13 protein-coding genes are annotated in these 18,363 nt (G+C 67.2%); 11 read left to right on the top strand and 2 right to left on the bottom strand.

What is annotated here, in order from left to right; all coding sequences use genetic code 11:
- Nucleotides 1–54: 54 nt before the first annotated feature.
- The 5 genes from AC6RV7_RS05795 to chrA all read left to right on the top strand — a co-directional run bounded on the left by AC6RV7_RS05795 (nt 55) and on the right by chrA (nt 9,717).
- A complete protein-coding gene (locus tag AC6RV7_RS05795) occupies nt 55–3,207 on the top strand; it encodes a TonB-dependent siderophore receptor (RefSeq protein WP_500092961.1) in 3,153 nt (1,050 codons plus the stop codon).
- A gap of 401 nt (nt 3,208–3,608) precedes the next feature.
- Nucleotides 3,609–5,534 carry an acyltransferase family protein gene (locus AC6RV7_RS05790; protein ID WP_500092960.1) on the top strand — a complete coding sequence of 642 codons (1,926 nt, stop codon included), beginning with the start codon at nt 3,609–3,611 and terminating at the stop codon, nt 5,532–5,534.
- Nucleotides 5,535–5,785: 251 nt separating this feature from the next.
- Nucleotides 5,786–7,750 (top strand): TOL_0244 family TonB-dependent receptor, encoded by a 1,965-nt coding sequence (locus AC6RV7_RS05785; protein WP_500092959.1) that lies wholly within the window; start codon nt 5,786–5,788, stop codon nt 7,748–7,750.
- A 17-nt stretch (nt 7,751–7,767) separates the two neighbouring features.
- A complete protein-coding gene (locus AC6RV7_RS05780; protein WP_500092958.1) occupies nt 7,768–8,454 on the top strand; it encodes a TOL_0243 family YfiR-like periplasmic protein in 687 nt (228 codons plus the stop codon).
- Nucleotides 8,455–8,520: 66 nt separating this feature from the next.
- Nucleotides 8,521–9,717, top strand: coding sequence for a chromate efflux transporter (chrA, locus tag AC6RV7_RS05775; protein WP_500092957.1), 1,197 nt, complete (start codon nt 8,521–8,523; stop codon nt 9,715–9,717).
- On the opposite strand, the gene AC6RV7_RS05770 is transcribed toward chrA, so the two are convergent.
- Together AC6RV7_RS05770 and cyoE are read right to left on the bottom strand one after the other, a co-directional pair.
- The gene (locus tag AC6RV7_RS05770; RefSeq protein ID WP_500092956.1) at nt 9,702–10,172 is read right to left on the bottom strand and encodes a hypothetical protein; all 471 of its coding nucleotides are present in this window, start codon (nt 10,170–10,172) and stop codon (nt 9,702–9,704) included. The genes chrA and AC6RV7_RS05770 overlap by 16 nt on opposite strands.
- A 37-nt stretch (nt 10,173–10,209) precedes the next feature.
- Entirely contained in the window at nt 10,210–11,142 is a 933-nt protein-coding gene (cyoE, locus tag AC6RV7_RS05765; protein ID WP_500092955.1) for a heme o synthase, read from the bottom strand.
- Between the two features lie 89 nt (nt 11,143–11,231).
- On the opposite strand from cyoE, the gene AC6RV7_RS05760 reads away from it, so the two are divergent.
- The 6 genes from AC6RV7_RS05760 to AC6RV7_RS05735 are packed head-to-tail and all read left to right on the top strand — an operon-like array spanning nt 11,232 to nt 18,305.
- Nucleotides 11,232–12,767 (top strand): cbb3-type cytochrome c oxidase subunit I, encoded by a 1,536-nt coding sequence (locus AC6RV7_RS05760; RefSeq protein ID WP_500092954.1) that lies wholly within the window; start codon nt 11,232–11,234, stop codon nt 12,765–12,767.
- Nucleotides 12,764–12,913 carry a hypothetical protein gene (locus tag AC6RV7_RS05755; RefSeq protein WP_500092953.1) on the top strand — a complete coding sequence of 50 codons (150 nt, stop codon included), beginning with the start codon at nt 12,764–12,766 and terminating at the stop codon, nt 12,911–12,913. The genes AC6RV7_RS05760 and AC6RV7_RS05755 overlap by 4 nt, the downstream gene beginning before the upstream one ends.
- Before the next feature lie 12 nt (nt 12,914–12,925).
- The gene (locus AC6RV7_RS05750) at nt 12,926–13,450 is read left to right on the top strand and encodes a cytochrome C oxidase subunit II (RefSeq protein WP_500092952.1); all 525 of its coding nucleotides are present in this window, start codon (nt 12,926–12,928) and stop codon (nt 13,448–13,450) included.
- A 30-nt stretch (nt 13,451–13,480) separates the two neighbouring features.
- Nucleotides 13,481–15,217 carry a cbb3-type cytochrome c oxidase subunit I gene (locus tag AC6RV7_RS05745; RefSeq protein WP_500092951.1) on the top strand — a complete coding sequence of 579 codons (1,737 nt, stop codon included), beginning with the start codon at nt 13,481–13,483 and terminating at the stop codon, nt 15,215–15,217.
- 14 nt (nt 15,218–15,231) lie between these two features.
- Complete coding sequence (locus AC6RV7_RS05740) at nt 15,232–16,197, top strand: SCO family protein (RefSeq protein WP_500092950.1); 966 nt, start codon at nt 15,232–15,234, stop codon at nt 16,195–16,197.
- Nucleotides 16,194–18,305, top strand: a complete 2,112-nt coding sequence (locus AC6RV7_RS05735; protein WP_500092949.1) for a cytochrome b N-terminal domain-containing protein — start codon at nt 16,194–16,196, stop codon at nt 18,303–18,305. The genes AC6RV7_RS05740 and AC6RV7_RS05735 overlap by 4 nt, the downstream gene beginning before the upstream one ends.
- Nucleotides 18,306–18,363: the final 58 nt, after the last annotated feature.

Raw genomic sequence — 18,363 nt, 5'->3', positions numbered from 1 at the left:
TAGTGTAACATCGGATGCGCCTCACCCCCAAGCCACCGTTCGCCCCCAACAGCCATGCAGACCATGACTTCCTGCCGTCCCGGCCTCGCCGGGTTTCTGGCGCTGACGGGCTTGCTCGCCTCGCCACTCCCGGCGCTGGCGCAAGCCACCGACGATCCCGCCGCCCGCCGCAACGAACCCCTCGTCCTCTCGCCGTTCGAGGTGACCACGGAACGCGATCGCGGCTACATCGCGACGAACACCCTCGCCGGCAGCCGCCTGAACACCTCGCTGCGCAACACGCCGGCGTCGATTTCCGTCCTGACGAAAGACTTCCTCGACGACATCGGCGCGCTCAACGTGAACCAGGCGATGGAGTTTGCGCTCAGCGCCGGCAATGACATCGGCGGCGGCAATTCGAACGTCGCTGCGTCGACCGGAAACGGTCTCATCGACAACGATTTTAATTTCCAAATCCGCGGCTATCGCCGCGCGACGCAGACGCGTGATTACTTTAACACGATCATCAGCGCGGACATCTTCAATCTCGACCGCGTCGACATCGCGCGTGGTCCGAACTCGATCCTTTTCGGCATCGGGGGACCGGGCGGCATCGTGAACGTGACACCGAAGCGCGCGCGGCTCGATCGTAACATCGAGGACGTGACGCTGCACTTCGGCAGCTGGAACATGCGTCGTGGCGCGATCGACGTGAACCACGAGTTAATCGACGACAAGCTGGCGGCGCGCCTGAACTTGATGGCGCAGCGGGCGGACGGTTATCGCGATTTCGAGTCCGACAACCAGGAGCGCGGCGCGCTGGCGCTGACGTGGAAGCCGCTCGAAAGCACGACGATTCGCTTCTCCGGCGAAATGGGCCACATGAAGCAGAACAAAGTTCGCCCGTGGATGCCGTGGGACCAGATTGCCACTTGGGACGCGATGGGCCGCCACTTCGTTGATTTCGGCACGCCGCAGGCACCCTCGGTGCTGGGCGACGAGGACTACGCGCAATTTCAGAGTGGCAATGGCAACGGATTCCCGGCCAAGCCAGCGGATCCGTTCTTCGGCGGTGAAATCAAGACTGCCGGTCACATCGTCAACGGCACCGGCCGCATCTATCTGACGGACGGCCCGCTCGCGGGCAAGGTGCTCTATACCGGCACGAGCCCGGAAAACGCGCGCTTCTATCGTTCGTCGAACAACAACGGTGTAAACGGCTACAACACCCCGACCGCATGGGAAGACGAGAGCGTCTATCCGCGGAGCGGTAACATCACCGGCCCGGGACAGTTCGTGGAGTTCGATTATCACACCGTGGGCCTGTCCCTCGAGCAGCGCATCGGGCAGAATCTGTTCATCGAAGCGGCGGTGAACCGTTCGCAGGTGGAGCGCCTCAATCGGCAGGTCGTGGGGTTCGGGGGCATTTCGATCATGTATGACGTCACGTCCACGCTGCCGACGTTCACGAGCGACATGCGCTACAATGCCACGGTGGGCGGCCCCAATGGCGCGGCGTTCGCCAACAAGCTCGGCATTCCGTATCAGGCGACGACGCAGGGACAGAATGCGCTGAACTTCAACGAGAGTGTCCGTAATCCGTATGCCGGCGCCTTGATGGCGTATGCGGAGCCTACTTATTCGGAAATGGAAACGACGCGCGACGACATGCGGATCAGCGCTAACTATAACCTCGATCTCGACCGCTTCGGGAAGCACATGCTGCTCGGTTTCGTCAGCCGGGCCGAGACGCGCAGCGAGAATCAGGGTTTCCGCGAGGGCAATGTTCACCCGCAGCGGCTCGCGGCGAATCATTTCACCGATCTGCCGCGCCGGGTGTCGCACATCTTCCCGTTCTCGCCGAATCTCGCCGAGCGCGGACTCCCGGATCCCTTCGCCACAAAGATCGGGCCGACCCAACTCTATGGACGTCCGGACGAGTGGTTCGAGAGCGGTTTCGTGCGCGATACCTGGAGCAAGGGGAAGAATCGCATCGACTCCGGCGCGCTCGCGGCGCACAGCGAGTTCTTCAATGGCCATCTCGTGACGACCGCGGGTGTCCGCCGCGATCGCATCAAGGTGTGGAATCGGACGCAGGTCCGCAATGCGCAGACGGGTGAAGCGGGAGCGCTCAATCCAGAGCCGGCGGCGCCTGGCCTCGATCAAACCGGAGATACCCACACGCTCGGCGCGGTGTTTCACATTCCGAAGGCCGAGTGGCTGGGTGTGTTCGTCAATCGCTCGACGAACTTCCAAGACCAGGGTGGGTTGGCGTTGCTCGAGGACGAATCTCTGCAGGCCGGCCGCACCCTCGGACCGCTGGAAGGCAAGGGTCTCGACTACGGGATCAAGCTCAGCCTGCTCGACAACCGTATCAACGCGACGGTTACGCGCTTCACGGTCGATCTCGAGAACCAGGCATCCGGTCACCAGAGCGACGTGTTCAACTATATCAACGCGATCTGGACGACGTTGCTCAACGGCGGCCCCACCGGCACGCTGACGGACCAGAACGATCCGAACGGCCATCGTGTGGGCGGCACGGACTCGCGCTCGCAGCAGTCGGAAGGTTACGAGCTGGAAATCACCGCGAACCCGACGCCGAACTGGCGCATTTCGTTCAACGTCAGCAAGGCGGAGAACCAGATCTCGCAGCTCGGCGGCGCGCTCTCCGCTTACATCGAAAAGCATCGCTCCACCTGGCAGCAGAATGCGGGACTGAATTACGACACGAGTCGTCCGCCGGGGAATCTCACCAATGCCGGCGGCACGAATACGATCGGCGCGCTCATCACCGGCCTCGACAGTTGGCTCGCGTTCGTGAAGTCGCAGGAAGGGCAGATCGAGACTAACATCCGTCCATGGAACGCGAATCTCTTCACCGCGTATCGCTTCCGTGACGGCACGCTGAAGGGCCTGACGCTCGGCGCCGGTGCGAACTATCGCGGCGACGCGATTCTCGGCGTGAAACCCGCGACCTTGCAGAACCCGGTGAACGAAGTGTTCAAGGGACGCGATTACATCAACTACAACGCGATGGTCGGCTACGAGTTCACCCTTCGGCGTGACATCCGTGTCCGCCTGCAGCTGAACGTCGACAACCTGTTCAACAACGACGACAAGCAGGTCGTCGCGTCGGCGTGGAATCCGGTGCTGAACGGATTGCAGACCTTTGAGGCGATTCCGAATCCGCGCAGCTACCGTCTGAGCGCGACGTTCTCGTTCTGAACCTGGTTTGATCAAACGGCCGAGGGTCTGAACTCGACCAGCGAAGCCCGGCGTTTCGGCGTCGGGCTTTTGCATTCTGGAGAGCGCTTGGGCGGCAAAGAGGCGCGAAATCGCTCAGGACAACGAGTGAGGCGCGGCGCCAAGCGGAGTCGCCGAAACGGCAGATCGCCTCCCAAGTCGTATCATTGAAGATCCTCCTGAATGGATGATGCGCGTTGGCCTTAGCTGGCTTTTCCTAAAACCGGTTGGGGGATTCCATGAAGTCCGGCCGTAGGCGCCACGACGGAGGAGAGGGCGGAACGTTCCGCTGGCCTCAGGCACTAACCGCCGATAAAAAGGGCGCGGATCGGTTGAACTGCCGAGGCGGCATGATCCCCGCTTCGACGCCCCAATCCGTCCGCATGTCCCGAGTTCATTATCGTCCCGAAATCGATGGCCTCCGCGCGCTCGCGGTGCTCGCCGTCGTGTTTTTCCACAGTCAGCTGAAGTTCCCCGGTGGATACGTGGGGGTGGATATCTTCTTCGTGATCTCCGGCTACCTGATCACGGCGATCATCGCAGCGGATCTGGCGGCGGGCAGGTTTTCGCTGCGCGATTTCTGGGAACGGCGCATCCGGCGGATCATGCCGGCGGCGACGGCGACCGTGGCGGTTTCGCTGCTGGCGGGCGCCGCGCTCATGCTGCCGTCGGATTTTGCGGAGCTCGGGCGTTCGGCGGTCGCGCAGGCGGTGCTGTCGGCGAATGTATTTTTCTACAGCCAGAGCGGCTATTTCGACGGACCGGCCGGCGCGAAGCCGCTGCTGCACTTCTGGTCGCTGGCGGTCGAGGAGCAGTTCTACCTGCTCTTTCCGTTCCTCCTGCTCGCGCTGCATCGGTGGCGCGCGGGCGCTCAGACATGGGGCATCGCCGCGATCGCTGGGCTCTCGTTCGCGGCGAGCGTGGTGGGCGTGCACGCATTTCCCTCGGCGACGTTCTACCTTCTGCCCACGCGCGCGTGGGAACTGGCGATCGGGGCGCTGCTCGCGCTGCGCGGCAACCGGCTGCCGCTGCCGGAGCGCGCCCGCGGCTGGCTAGGCTGGGCCGGTGTGGCGTTGATGATCGCACCGATGGCACTTTACGATACGGACACGCCGTTTCCGGGCCTGGCTGCGGTGCCGCCGTGCGTGGGCGCGGCGCTCGTGATCTGGGCGACGGGCGCCGGTGAATCGCGGTTGAAACAGCTGCTCTCGCTGCGGCCGGTCGTGTGGGTCGGGCTGATTTCCTATTCGCTGTATCTGTGGCACTGGCCGGTGAAGGTATTTTTCCATTACTGGTTCACGGGACTCTACAGTCCGCTGCCGATGCGCGTGGCGGTGGTGATCGTGAGTTTCGGGCTCGCGTGGCTGTCGTGGCGTTACATCGAGAAACCGTTCAGACGGAAACGGGCGGGCGCGCCGGCTCTGCGTCCGGTCCTCGCGGCGGCGGCCGCGTCGATCGGCCTGACGATCGTCGCGGGCGGAGCAGTGGCGGTGCGTCACGGCGTGCCAGAGCGTTTTCCGGAGGCGGTGGCGCGTTTCGACGAGGCGCATGACGACCGCCCCGAGATGGAGGAGGCGGATTTGACGACGGAGGCGGCGGAGGCGGGGAATCTGCCTGTGATCGCCGCCGGCCCGGCGTCGCCGTCGGTGCTGGTGTGGGGCGACAGCCACGCGCGCGTCGCTTCGCCGGCCGTCGAGTCCGCCTGTCGTGAACTGGGAGTGCGCGCTTACCGGGCGAGCAGGTCGGCGACGCCGGCGGTGCTGGCGTGGGGCGACGAGGAGCAACGCGCGCACAACGCCGCGGTGCTGCGCTGGATCCGCGCGGAGCGCCCGACGCTCGTCGTGCTGGTTTCGCGCTGGGAGAAAGTGCTTCGTTCGCCGGAGGACGAAGCGGCGCTGGCGGCGACGGTGCGGACCCTGGCGGACGCGGGGGTGACGGTGTCGCTCATGCGACAGGTTGCGGCGCAGCAGCGCGACATCCCCAAGTCGCTCGCGAAAGCGGCGTTGCTGGGCGAGGACGTGGACGCCGTCGGCGTGCGCGTCGCGGATCACGCGCGTTTCACCCATCGCTCCAACGAAATCATCGATCGCATCGCCGCGCGCGAGCCGCACCTGCGGGTGATCGACCCGATCCCGTATCTGGCGCGCGACGGTCGCTGCCTGGCGGAGGAGGGCGGGCGGGCGCTGTATTACGATTACCAGCACCTGACGCGGCACGGCGCCGAATTTCTGCGACCGATGTTCGCGTCGCTGATCCAGCGGGTGGCCATGGTTCCGCCGCCGCGCGGAAGTTACTCGGCGGTGCATTGACAGCGGGATGACGGTATCCGGCGGGAACCTGCCTGCCGGCCGGACCACCATCCGGAGGCGGCGCCGTATCCTGGATCTGGACGCGCCGTTTTATGGATTGCCCTCCTTTTCCGATTTTCGCGGAGCTCCGGTCCCGCCCCGGCGGCCGGCCGCACGCGGGACAAGATTTTACATTGAGAAAGGCTGAAAGTTTGCGAAACACGGCCCCCTCCGTGCGAGCGCTCCGCCCCTTTCCCCTTCCGTCCTCGTCTTTGCGCGTCGGGTCCCGCCGGACCTGGGCGGCGCTGGGCCTCGGGGCGTCGTTGCTGTCCGCCTCGGCCCAGGTGGCGCCGCCGAGCACCTACCAGCGGCTGAAGGCGATGACGCTGGATGAGTTGTTGAGTGTCGAGGTGACCTCGGTTTCTGGATACGTCGAAAAGTTGCGCGAGGCGCCGTCCGCGATCCAGGTGATCAGCGGGCGCGAGATCCAGCGTTCGACTGCGCAAACGCTGCCGGAGGCGCTGCGGCTCGCGAACAACCTCAATATCGCGCAGAAGAACCCGCACGACTGGGCGATCAGTGCGCGCGGCTTCAACGCCAACGTCGGCAACAAGCTTCTCGTCCTGATGGACGGACGCAGCGTCTATACGCCGCTCTTCGCGGGCGTGTTCTGGGACGGCCAGGACTACCTCCTCGAGGACATCGAGCAGATCGAGGTGATCAGCGGTCCGGGCGGAACGCTCTGGGGCGCCAACGCCGTCAACGGCGTCATCAACATCAACTCCAAGAACGCGCAGGACACGCAGGGTGCGCTGGTGCGGGCGGGCGTCGGCGACGAGATGCGTTCGCTGGTGGCGGCCCGCTACGGCGGCCGGGCCGCGCCGGGTGTTTACTATCGCGTCTATGGCAAGCACCTCACCCACGAGGCCGGCGTGCTGGCGGACGGAACGAAGGCCCGGAACGGCTGGGAGCAGGGCCGCGGCGGGTTTCGCGTCGACGTCATGCGATCGACGACGGATACGTTCACCTTCCAGGGCGACGTCTATTCCGGCGACCTCGACGTGCAGGCCGGCGAAACCGCGCGGCTGGCCGGCGGCAACCTGCTCGCACGCTGGACGCGCAACGGTATCGACGGTTCGGAGACAAAGGCGCAGCTCTATGCCGACCGCACGCACATCGCCGTGCCGTTCGCCGAGACCCCGTTTGCGCCAGCGGGCTTCATCAAGGACGACACCGACACCTTCGATTTCACCCTGCGCCACAGCCGGCGCTGGGGCGAGCGGCAGCGGCTGACCGCGGGCGTCGGCTATCGTTTTACCCATGACTCGGTCAAGGAGCAGGCGCCGAACTTCGCGTTCCTGCCCGCCCGACTCGATCGGAGCCTGTGGAGCGTGTTTGTGCAGGACGACCTCCGGTTGACGGAGCCGCTCACGGTCACGCTGGGCAGCAAGCTCGAGCACAACGATTACACGGGCTTCGAATACGAGCCGACCTTTCGGCTGCAGTGGAAGGTGGCGCCGCACCGGACCGCCTGGGCTGCGGTTTCGCGCGCGGTGCGCATGCCGTCGCGATTCGATCGCGATCTTTATCAGCCGGCGCCCCCAAATTCGCTGCTCGCCGGCGGGCCGCATTTCCGTTCGGAAACCGTGGTCGCCTACGAGGCCGGCTACCGCGCGCAACTGACGTCGCGTCTTTCCGGATCGATCGCGATTTTCTACAACGATTACGACCACCTGCGCAGTTGGGGAATCACGCCCGTGACCGTGCTGCCGGTGGTGTTTGAAAACAATCTCCAGGCGAAGACCCACGGCGCCGAGTTCGATGCGGACCTTCAACTCGCCCCCTGGTGGCGGCTGAGCGGCGGCTTGGTGCTCCTGCGCGAAACGGTGCGCGTGCGGCCCGGTGCCTTCGATCTGCAGAACGCGCTGGATGAAACGGCCGACCCGCGTCATCAGGCCTCGCTGCACTCGATTCTCGATTTGCCGGCCAATCTCGAATGCGATGTCGCCCTGCGCTGGGTCGATCGGCTCCGGGTCAACCACGGGGGCCTGCCGGGCGTGGTCCCGGCCTACACGGAGCTCGATGTGCGCCTCGGGTGGAGGCCGTCGGCTATGCTCGACCTTTCCCTGATTGGGCGTAATCTGCTCCACGCCCAGCATGCCGAGTATGGTCCGCCGGGACCCCTTCGCGAGGAGCTCCAGCGCAGTCTTTTCGCCCAACTTACGTGGCGCTATTGATATCGATTCACCCCTTGATGAAACGCCTCCGTTCACTGCTTCGTCCCGCCAGACCGTTGCGCCCGCGCGGGCCGGACGTCCGGCGGTTCACGCTTGTGTTCGCCTTGCTGGGCACGGCATGGGCCGGTGCGGCGGAGGCAGCGTCGGAGTATGACGTCAAGGCCGCGTTCCTGTATAACTTCACCCGCTTCGTCGAATGGCCGGGAGAGGCGCTGCCGCCTGTCGGTGCGCCGCTCGTGATCGGCATTGTCGGCCAGGATCCGTTTGGCTCGGCCCTCGACCAACTCGTCCGGGGCGAGTCCGTGCAGGGACGGCCGGTGCAGGTGCGCCGGTTCAGCCGCCGCGATCGGCTCGACGAATGTCATGTCCTCTACATCAGCCGCACCGAGGCGGCGCACCTGCCCGCGCTGCTCGAGCGGTTGAAGGGCCGTCCCGTGCTCACCGTCAGCGATTGCGAACGTTTCGCCTACGACGGCGGCACGATCGGCCTCGTCATGGAGCGCGGCAAGGTCCGGTTTCAGATCAACCTCGACGCCGCCCGGGCGGCGAAGCTCGCAATCAGCGCGCGACTCCTGCGACCGGCGACGGTGATCCGCGGGCGCCCGCAATCGAAGCTGACGCCCGCCTGGGACCTGTTCGACGAGGAGCCGGAACTGGCCGCGTGCGAACTTGTCCCGCCGGAGAATAACGTTACTTCGACGTAACCTGTCCGGCGCCACTTCGCGCTGGCACCGCGACAGGAGGCGTGACCCGATAGCGCCCGCCGCGCCATGTCCCGCCCGTCCGCCTCCGCCCCGCTCGCCGAAGTCGGCGCCGCTTTTCTCAAACTGGGGCTGACGTCGTTCGGCGGGCCGGTGGCGCACCTCGGTTATTTCCACGAGGAAATCGTCCGGCGGCGCCGCTGGCTCGACGATCGCGAGTTCGCCGACCTCGTGGCGCTCTGCAATTTTCTCCCCGGACCTGCGAGCAGTCAGGTGGTGTTTGCGCTGGGATTGAAACGTGCCGGGCTCGCGGGCGCACTGCTCGCGTCGTCGTGTTTCACGCTCCCCTCGGCGGTGCTGTTGATCCTGTTTGCGTATGGCGTGAGTTCGCTCGGCGACTTGCACGCGGCCGGCTGGCTGCACGGGCTCAAGCTCGCGGCGGTCGCGGTGGTCGCCCAAGCCGTGTGGGGTATGGGACGGCGCCTGTGTCCGGATCGTCCGCGGCTCACGCTTGCGCTCGGCGCCGCGGCGATCCTGCTGCTTCTCCCGGGCGCCCTCAGCCAGATCGGCGTCATCGCCCTCGGGGCGGTCGCCGGGGCGTGGATCTATCGCGGACGCGTGGAGCTGCCGCCGCCGGCGGAGCCGGCCGCGCCGCGGCATCACGTCTGGGCGGCGGCGGCGCTGACCGTTTTTCTGGCGCTGCTTTTCGGACTGCCGGCGGTGGCAAAAGCGACGCAAGCGGGACCGCTCGCCGTGTTCGACGGGTTTTACCGGGCCGGCTCGCTGGTGTTTGGCGGCGGGCATGTCGTGCTGCCGCTGTTACGCGCCGAAGTCGTGCCGCCCGGCTGGGTGAGCGACGATGCGTTTCTCGCCGGTTACGGCGCGGCGCAGGCGGTGCCCGGGCCGCTGTTCACGTTCGCGGCCTATCTCGGCACGGTGATGAGCGCGGGTCCGCAGCGCTGGGTCGGCGGCCTGTGGTGCCTGCTCGCGATTTTTCTCCCGGCCTGGCTGCTGATCGGCGGCGCGCTGCCGTTCTGGCGGGTGCTGCAGGGCAAGGCGTGGATGCAGGCGGCGCTGCGCGGAGCGAACGCCGCCGTCGTCGGCGTGCTCCTCGCGGCGCTCTATTCTCCGGTGTGCACGCAGGCCATCGCGGAACCGCGCGATGTTGCCGCGGCGCTCGGTGCGTTCGCGCTCCTGGAGATCTGGCGCGTGCCGCCGTGGCTCGTCGTGCTGCTCGCCGCCGCGCTCGGCTACTGGGCCTGGTGAGCGGAACAGATGGCGCCCGGGCCGTGGTCGGCGTCCGCCGGCGTGACGGACTCGCGGTGCTTGCACAACGAGCCGAACGTCGCGATCTCCTCGCTGGCGATCCGGTCGATCGCGCCTTGCAGATCGGCAAACGCCGCATCCCGCTCCGCAGCGTCGAGTCCCGGCGTGGCCGCGAGCACGAGCACCAGCGCCTCGAGCAGCGCCTGGTTGCCGGCGCGAAAGTAGGCGAGAAACGGATTCCTCCCGCACGCACACTCCGGCCGCGTGGCTGCGCCTCCCCGCCCGCCGCGCCGCAGCTCGACGAACACGCGGTCGAGCGTCTGGTCGAGCAGGAACGACAGCGTGCGGGGATGCGCCAGCGGAGAGGTGACGGGCTCGACGAACAGCATTTCCTGCCAGCGGGCGCGGATCTCCGCGCGCCGCGCGATGAGGGCGGTTTCGAATTCGCGTTTCATGGACGACGGGAAACTCGAGAAAAAAGAGGCACTTCGATCAGCCCAGAATCCACTCCAACAGCAACGCGCTCAGGAGCAGCGGCAGGTAACAGATCGACGCGAGGAAGAGCCGTCGCGCCGCTTCGTCGCGACGCCGCTCGTCACGGAGAAAACGCCACGCGCGCTCGAGAAAGAAGGCGCCGCCGAGCAGCGCCGCGGCGTAGTAAATCGGACCGACCTGAGCCGCGGGCGCGCCGAGCAGCGACACCGCGATCAGCCCGAACGTGTAGCCGAGCGACCAGCGCGCGGTTCTGACACCGGTCGGATCCGTGGCGGGCAGGAGCGGAAAGCCGGCCGCGTAGTAGTCGCGTCGATACATCCAGCCGATCGCGAAGAAATGCGGCATCTGCCAGAAGACGAGCACTGCCGCGAGGAGCAGCGCGGACGGATGCAGGACGTCGCCCGCCGCGGCCGAACCGATGAGCGGAGGCAGCGCGCCGGAGATCGAGCCGATCTCCGTCGCCCAGCGCGTGCGGCGTTTCAGCGGCGTGTAGATGACGCCGTAGATCAGGATCGTCGCGGCCGCGAGCGCCGCAGCGGTGAGGTTCGCGGTGAACGCAAGCAGGCCGACGCCACCGAGCGACAGGCTCGCGCTCCACGCGAACGCCACCGCGGGCGCCAGGGTGTGGCTCGGGAGCGGGCGCTTGCGCGTGCGGCGCATGAGCGCGTCCGTGCGGCGTTCCCACCACTGGTTCAGCGACAGCGCGCCGCCGGCGGAGAGCGCGGTGCCGAGCAGCGTGAGCCACGCGGACGCAGCGCTCGCGGGCGAGCGGGCGAGGATGAACGCCGCCATCGCGGTCAGCAGCGAGAAGAGCGCGAGGCGTGGTTTGGTGAGTTCGAACAGGGCGCGGACGACGACCGCACCGCGCTGCAGCGGCGCGGCTCCGGCAATCGTCCAACTGGATACGTTGTTCGCGGGCGGAGGGATCACGTGAGCCGCATGATAGTTCGGCTTTCGGCGCGCGGCCTTGATGCAGGTCAAGGCATGACGAAGCCGCGGCCGCTATAAACGGCCCCCGCATGCCTCCGGCTTTAACCTCTGCGTCCGCTCCGCTCGTGCCGCTGTCGGTCTCCGTCGACGCGCCGCGCGCGCTCGTGGCCCCGTCCGTCGCGGTGGCGGCCGTGGCGCCACCGGCGGTCAGTGCCGAGGCGAAACGCTGGTTCACGCTCGCGATTGGCAGCCTCGTCGTTGCGGGCCTGCTGTCGCTCTCCGTCGTGCTCGGGCGGCTGCCGGTGCTGTCGCGGATCATCGACGATCCCTTGTTCTTCAAACGTTGCCTCGTCGTGCACGTCGACCTCGCGCTGGTGGTCTGGTTCTACGCGTTCCTCGCCGCGTTGATGGCGCTGCGCACGCCGCGCGGCGAAGGCTCGAGCGGACGGGTGGCGTTCACGCTGTCGGTTGGCGGCGTGCTTGCGATGCTCGCCGGCGGACTCGTCCGCGGCGCGCAGCCCGTGCTGGCCAACTACGTGCCGGTGATCGATCACCCGCTCTTTGGCGCGGGACTCGCGGCCTTCTTCACCGGCGCGCTCATCTTTTTCGTGCAATCGCTCGCGCGACCAACGAGCCAGCGGGCGGACGAACTGCCGTCGGATGTGGCGATCGGGCTGCAGGCCGCCGCCCTGACGACGGTGATTGCGGCGGCGACGTGGGTCTCGGCTCGCGCCGGGCTGCCGGCCGGCGTTGACGCCTACACGCGCGCCGAGTTTCTCGCGTGGGGCGCGGGTCACGTGCTCCAGGCGGCGAACGCCGCGGCGATGCTCGCGGTCTGGCTCTGGCTGCTGCGCCGCGCGACCGGACGTTCGTTGTTTTCGCCGCGAGCCGCGCGGGGCGTATTCGCGCTGGTGGTCCTGCCGCAGCTGGCGATGCCGCTGCTCACGGTGCGCGGCACGCTCGACACGCTGTATCACAGCGGCGCGACGCAGCTCATGCGTTGGGCCATTTTCCCGGCGGTGGTGCTGGTGTTCGCGCTCGGCGTGCGACACCTCTGGCGGCACCGCGCGGCGCACGCCTGGCGGCCGCGCAATACGACCTGGTCGCCGGTGCGTCCGGCGGATCCCGCGGCGCCGGTGGCGCGCGTCGGGTTCGCGGCGAGCGCGACCCTCGCGATCCTCGGCATGATCCTCGGCGCCTGTATTCGGAGTTCAACGACGCTCGTGCCGGCGCATTACCATGCATCGCTCGGCGCGGTGACGATGGCGTTCATGACCGCGGCATTTCTCGTCTGCGCTGCGGCGCGACCCGCGGCGAACGGCGCCGGGCTGTCCGACCGCACGTGGCGGCAGGCGCGTTGGCAGCTCCTCGCGTATGGCGTGGGCCAGACGATTTTTGTGGCGGGGTTCGCGATCGGCGGAGCCTACGGACTCGGGCGCAAGGCCTACGCGGCCGAGCAGCACGTGCGCGGCGCGGGCGAAGTGACCGGGTTGATCGTGATGGGCGTGGGCGGCCTCCTCGCGGTGGCGGGCGGGCTGTGGTTCTTGTTTCTCGTGCTGCGCGAAATGCGCGGCTGGTGGCGGGCGCGCGGCGCCGCGGCGGAATTTGCGATTACCTCAACATGAAAAAACCATCCGACGAACCGTGGCTGAAACGCCTCATGGACAACACCTGGCTGCTCCTCGTGCTGGGCGTCCTCATTCCGCTGCTCTCCTACACCGTATGGGGCTGGGTCGAGCTCACCGTGGTCAAACCGGCGACGCTGCCCTGACGCCTTTCCGCCATGAGTCTCGCCATTCCTGAACGCGGTTGGTTCAAGGCGCCCGCGGGCGCCGAAAAACTCTGGATCGGCCTCGCGCTGCTCTGGTGCCTGGTGATGAGCGTGATGATGCCGTTCTGGCATTTTCGCGGTAAACAGAACAGTCGCGGCGAAGCCTACGCGGTGCAGCCCGCGGCGTTTCAAGCGCGCGTCGAGCAGTTCGCCGCTGCCAACAAAGTCGGCGAACTCGCGGGCGTGCCCATCGTCGAGCCCGCGCCGGGCGGCGACGCCTACCTGCTTGCGCGCATGTGGAGCTGGTATCCGGTGCTCAAGCTCCGCCAGGGCGAAACCTATCGCCTGCATCTCTCGGCGCTCGATCTGCAGCACGGTTTCTCGCTGCAGCCGCTCAACATGAACTTCCAGGTGCTGCCGGGTTACGACCACGTGCTCACGCTGACGCCGACGTCGAAGGGCGAGTTCACGATCGTGTGCAACGAATTCTGCGGAATCGGGCACGACAAGATGTTCGGCAAGATCCTCGTCGAATAACCGCCAACCCCAGCCGCTTCGCTTATCGCCATGTCCTTGGACGCTTCACTTCCGCTGCCGCCGGTCGGCGGCACCCCGACCTCGCTCGCCGCGCCTGGCGCGCAGGCCCGCCGTTGCGAGACGACCGGCCTCTCGGTCTGCCTCGCCGCGCAGCAGTTCATCAAGCTCAACGCCGTCAGCGCGGTCGTTTTCCTGCTCCTCGGCGGCATCGCCGCGATCCTGCTCGCGCTCACGCGCTGGCAGGCCGTGCACCTGCTGCCGGTGGATTGGTTCTACCGGATCCTGACATTTCACGGCCTGAACATGCTGATCTTCTGGATCCTGTTCTTCGAGGTGGCCGTGCTTTATTTCGCGTGCACGGTGCCGCTGAAATCGCGGCTGTTCTCGCGCAAGATCGCGTGGGCGTCGTTCGCGATGATGCTCTCCGGCGCGGTGATGGTCGATTACATCATCCTGCGCGGCCAGGCCGACGTGCTCATGACGAGCTACCTGCCGCTGCTGGCGCATCCGCTCTTCTATCTCGGCATCATCCTCGTCGCGGTCGGCACGCTCACGGGCGTGTTCAACTTCTTCGCGACCCTCTACATCGCGAAACGCGATCGCACGTATGAAGGCTCGGTGCCGCTGGTGACGTTCGGCGCGACGGCCGCGGCGATCATCGCGGTGGTCACGTTGCTGCACGGCGCGATCGTGATGATCCCGACGTTCACCTATTCGATGGGATGGACCGGCCAGCCGGATCCGATGTGGTATCGCATGATCTGGTGGGGCCTCGGCCACCAGTCGCAGCAGGTCAACGTCTGCGCGATGGTCGCGATCTGGTATCTCATCGCGCATCTCGCCACGGGCGCCAAGCCGGTCAACGAAACCGTCTGCCGCGGCGCGTTCGTGCTCTATATCCTCTTCATCAATCTCGCGTCGGCGCACCACCTGCTCGTCGATCCGGGCGTCGGCTCGGCGTGGAAGATCTGGAACACGTCCTACGCGATGTATCTCGCGGTGCTCGCGTCGATGATCCACGGCTTCACTGTCCCCGCGTCGGTCGAGATGGCGATGCGCGAGAAGGGCTACGTCAAAGGCCTGTTCGGCTGGGTGATGTCGGCGCCGTGGCGCAATCCGGCCTTCGCGGGCTTCGTGCTTTCGCTCGTGATCTTCGGCTTCATCGGTGGCATCACGGGCGTCACGCTCGGCACGCAGCAGATCAACATCATCGCGCACAATACGCTGCGGATCACGGGCCACTTCCATGCGACCGTCGTGGGCGGCACGAGCCTCGCGTTCATGGCGGTGACGTATTATGTCATCCCGCTGATCTTCCGCCGCGATTTCATCTGGCGTTCGGCGGCGCGGATGCAGCCGTGGCTCTTTGGCATCGGCATCCTGCTCGTTTCGCTCGGCATGTCCTTCGCCGGTTCGCTCGGCGCGCCGCGCCGCGATTACGACATCGACTCGTCCGGTGCCTTCGGTCCGGCGGCGCACCTGTTTCTCGGCGTCATGGGCGTTGGCGCGATTCTCGCCGTCATCGGCCTGTTCCTTTTCGTGCTGCTCTGCGTGGGCACGATCCTGTTCGGACCGAAGACCGACGGTCGCGCGATGGCCGACTGGGGCACGGTCAAGGCCCTCGCGAACGCACAACCCGAGGCGATCGCCGAGGATCACTGGGCGATGAAAGGCACGATCGCGCTCACGTTCGTGTTTCTCGCGTCGTTCGCGGTCTACTACTTCGCCAACTGGAAAGCGCTCGCCGACGTCTGGCCGGTGCGCTGACCGCCTCGCCGCGCGTGAACGACGACCGCTCCCACGCCCTGCCCGCGCCCACCGCCGCCGATCGCGGCTGGCGCGGGTTCTTCACCGGCACGGGCCTGCCGCTTTTCATGCTGGCGGCCGCGACGGTGTATGAGCTGTTCCTGCTCGCCGTCGTATTTGCGCCGGAGAGCACGAGCGCGTGGGGCGATTTCTCGCGCGAGTTCAAGCAGTGGTGCTTCCGCTACGACGCGCGCACCGGCGGCATGGAGTGGGCGGCCGTGTGGGTGATGCTGATCGAGCCGGCATTCGTCGTGCTCGTCGCGGCGTTCGTGTGGCGTCGCGGACTGCGCCCGCTGCGCCAGCTCGCCGGCTGGCTGCGGCACTGGCGCGCGGCGGCGGGTGGCGTCGTCGTCGCGGCGCTCGCGATGGGTGGACTCTACGCCTACGGCCGGCCGGGCGCGGAAGCGGAGGCGGTGCTGCCGTTTCCGGGCGAGCGGATCCGCACGCAGCTCGCGCCGCCGGCAAACGTGTTCGTCGATCAGAAAGGACAACCGCTCGCGCTCGCCGACCTGCGCGGCCGCGTCGTGCTGATGACTGGCGTGTATGCGTTCTGCTCGACGGCGTGTCCGGAGATCCTGCAGGAAACGAAAGCGCTGCTCGCCACGCTGCCGGTGGGGGTGCGCGACCGGGTGGCGGTCGTCGCGGTGTCGCTGAATCCTGAATACGATACGGCGGAGCTGATGGACAACGTCGCCACCGGCTACGGCTTAGCGTATCCGGAATTTCGTTATCTCAACGGCGAGCCGGCCGCAATGCACGCGGCGCTGACGCAGTTCGGCTTCGGCGCGGTGCGCAATCCGGCGACGGGCGTCGTGGATCACGCGAATCTCTTTCTCGTCCTCGATGCCGAGGGACGGATCGCCTACCGGTTCACCCTCGATCCGCGGCACCGCTCCTGGTTGCGCGAGGCGATTCTGGCGCTGGCGGAGGAGACGGCGTGAGCGACGGGTCAGCGGAGATTCTGCCGTCGGTGGAGCCGACGGAAAGTGCGGCACCTTCGTCCGCGGAGCCCATCGATCCGGCGGAAAGCCGGACGCGGCTCGCCGCGCCGCTCGCGCGGGTGGACCGCGCGCTGGCGTGGTTCGATTCGCTGCTCGCGCGGTGGCTGCCGGCGGAGCACAACCCGCTCGCCCAGGCCGGCACCGCGGCGAACCTCGCGCTCGCGATCGCGGTGGTCTCCGGGGTGGCGCTGCTGATCTGGTATTCGCCGAGCCTGCAGTTCGCGTATCCGTCGATTGCGGACATCCACGGCCGCACGCTCGGCGGCTGGGTGCGCGCCATGCATCGCTACAGCGCCGACCTGGCGATGTTCTTCATCGTGGTGCACGCGCTGCGGGTGTTCTTTGCGCGCAAGTTCGCCGGCGCGCGGTGGCTGCCGTGGATTTCGGGGCTCGGTCTGATCGGCCTCGTGTGGTTCATCGGCTGGACGGGTTACTGGCTGGTCTGGGACCAGCCGGCGCAGCAGGTCGCGGTGTCCTCGATGCGCCTGCTGGACGGACTGCCGATCTTCGGCGAGCCGATGGCGCGGCTGTATGTGGCCGACCGGCTCGTGCCGAGCCTGCTGTTTTTCGTGGTGTTCTTCCTGCACATGCTGCTGCCGCTCGCCATTGCGGTCGGGCTGGCGGTGCATCTCGTGCGCGTGAGCCGGGCGCGTTTGTTTCCGCGCTGGCCGTTGATGGTTGCGCTGGGCATCGGGCTGGCGGCGGCGAGCGTGCTGGTGCCGGCGCCGCTGGATGAGCCGGCGCAGATGGCGGTGAAGGCGCCGGCGTTTACGGTCGACGCGTGGTATCTCGCGCCGCTTGCGCTGGCGCTGCGGTTGCAGCACGCGGGGCTGTGGCTCGCGCTGCTCGGCACGGGGCTGTTTGCCGTCACGATTCCGTGGTGGCTCGGCCGCCGGCGCGTGGCGGCGCGGCAGCTGGCGTTCGTCACCGAATCGCGCTGCCACGCTTGCACGCAGTGCGTGCAGGATTGTCCGTTCGATGCGATCACGATGGAGCCGCGCACGGACGGGAAGCCGTTTCCGTCGCGCGCGTTGGTCGATCCCGCGAAGTGCGTGGGTTGCGGCGTGTGCGCGGGTTCGTGCGATTCCGAGGCGATGTCGATGACGTGGTTCGACACGCGGCGCGAAGAAGCGCGGATGGAGCGCGAGATTCTCGGCACCGTAGCCGAAGGCGGGCCGGCGTGGGTGGCGTTTATCGGTGCCGATATCGACGGCGGACTCGGGCTGTTTCTCTCGGCGCGCTGGCGCGAGCGACTGCCGGATTATCAGGTGCAGGCGATTCCGACGGCATCGTGGCTGCGGCCGAAGTTCGTGGAGCAGTTGTTTCGGCGCGGGGTGCGAGGCGTGCTGGTCGTGCGCGATGCGCGTGCGGAGGCGGCGGCGCGCGATGGAAATCGCTGGGTGCTGGCGCGGTTCGCGGGCGAACGTCATCCGGTGTTTCGTTCGGCGCGGGCCGGGGGCAACGAGAACTGGCTCGTGCTCGACGCGGATCTGTCGGACTGGCGCGCAGTGGCGAAGGCCGCGGCGGAATTTCAAACGGGCCGCGCGCAAACGAACGCCCGGCCGGCGCGCTGGCGCGTCGCCCTGGCGGGTCTTGCGCTCGCGGTGGGCGTGAGCGCGGCGGTGGTGGCGCCGAGTCATCTCGTGGTGAACAATCCCGCGCCCGCGGAGCCGGAGTTCGTGTTCTCGTTTCGCGCGTTGGGAGAGAAGGTCGCGGCGGTCCCAGCTGATCCGGCGGCCGAAGCGGCCAAGCCCGTGCACATGCGGGGTGTCAGCACGCAGAAGGTTCATCGGAGCGCGGTGACAGTGCGCGTGACGATCGACGGCGAAAAGGTGGAGCGCGTTTTCCGGCCGAAGGGAATATCCGGCGACGGGCCGGCGATCGACGAGTGGCGGTTTGCGTTACCGTCGGGCGGGCATCGCGTTGCGGTAGAGCTGTTGCCCGGACCGACCGCGCCGGCGCTGCGCTGGAACGGTGTCATCGAGGGACGCGACCGTCGCATCACGGTGCTGACCTACGAGCCGGGCGCCGGGTTTCGACTCGAGTAGAGAGAACGCGATTTGCGCGGGAATTGATCCGCATCAAGGCGCATGCCGCCGGCTCGCG

This window comes from Opitutus sp. sgz309028 (assembly GCF_059821195.1).
Note: the sequence above shows the minus strand (reverse complement) of the source record. Positions and strands in the feature narration are given on the sequence as shown.

What these genes read in the sequence shown, in the direction of transcription:
- AC6RV7_RS05750 (WP_500092952.1), top strand. Translation starts at nt 12,926, where the DNA reads ATGAGTCTCGCCATTCCTGAACGCGGTTGGTTCAAGGCGCCCGCGGGC.
- AC6RV7_RS05795 (WP_500092961.1), top strand. Translation starts at nt 55, where the DNA reads ATGCAGACCATGACTTCCTGCCGTCCCGGCCTCGCCGGGTTTCTGGCG.
- AC6RV7_RS05770 (WP_500092956.1), bottom strand. Translation starts at nt 10,172, where the DNA reads ATGAAACGCGAATTCGAAACCGCCCTCATCGCGCGGCGCGCGGAGATC.
- AC6RV7_RS05780 (WP_500092958.1), top strand. Translation starts at nt 7,768, where the DNA reads ATGAAACGCCTCCGTTCACTGCTTCGTCCCGCCAGACCGTTGCGCCCG.
- AC6RV7_RS05760 (WP_500092954.1), top strand. Translation starts at nt 11,232, where the DNA reads ATGCCTCCGGCTTTAACCTCTGCGTCCGCTCCGCTCGTGCCGCTGTCG.
- chrA (WP_500092957.1), top strand. Translation starts at nt 8,521, where the DNA reads ATGTCCCGCCCGTCCGCCTCCGCCCCGCTCGCCGAAGTCGGCGCCGCT.
- AC6RV7_RS05790 (WP_500092960.1), top strand. Translation starts at nt 3,609, where the DNA reads ATGTCCCGAGTTCATTATCGTCCCGAAATCGATGGCCTCCGCGCGCTC.
- AC6RV7_RS05745 (WP_500092951.1), top strand. Translation starts at nt 13,481, where the DNA reads ATGTCCTTGGACGCTTCACTTCCGCTGCCGCCGGTCGGCGGCACCCCG.
- AC6RV7_RS05755 (WP_500092953.1), top strand. Translation starts at nt 12,764, where the DNA reads ATGAAAAAACCATCCGACGAACCGTGGCTGAAACGCCTCATGGACAAC.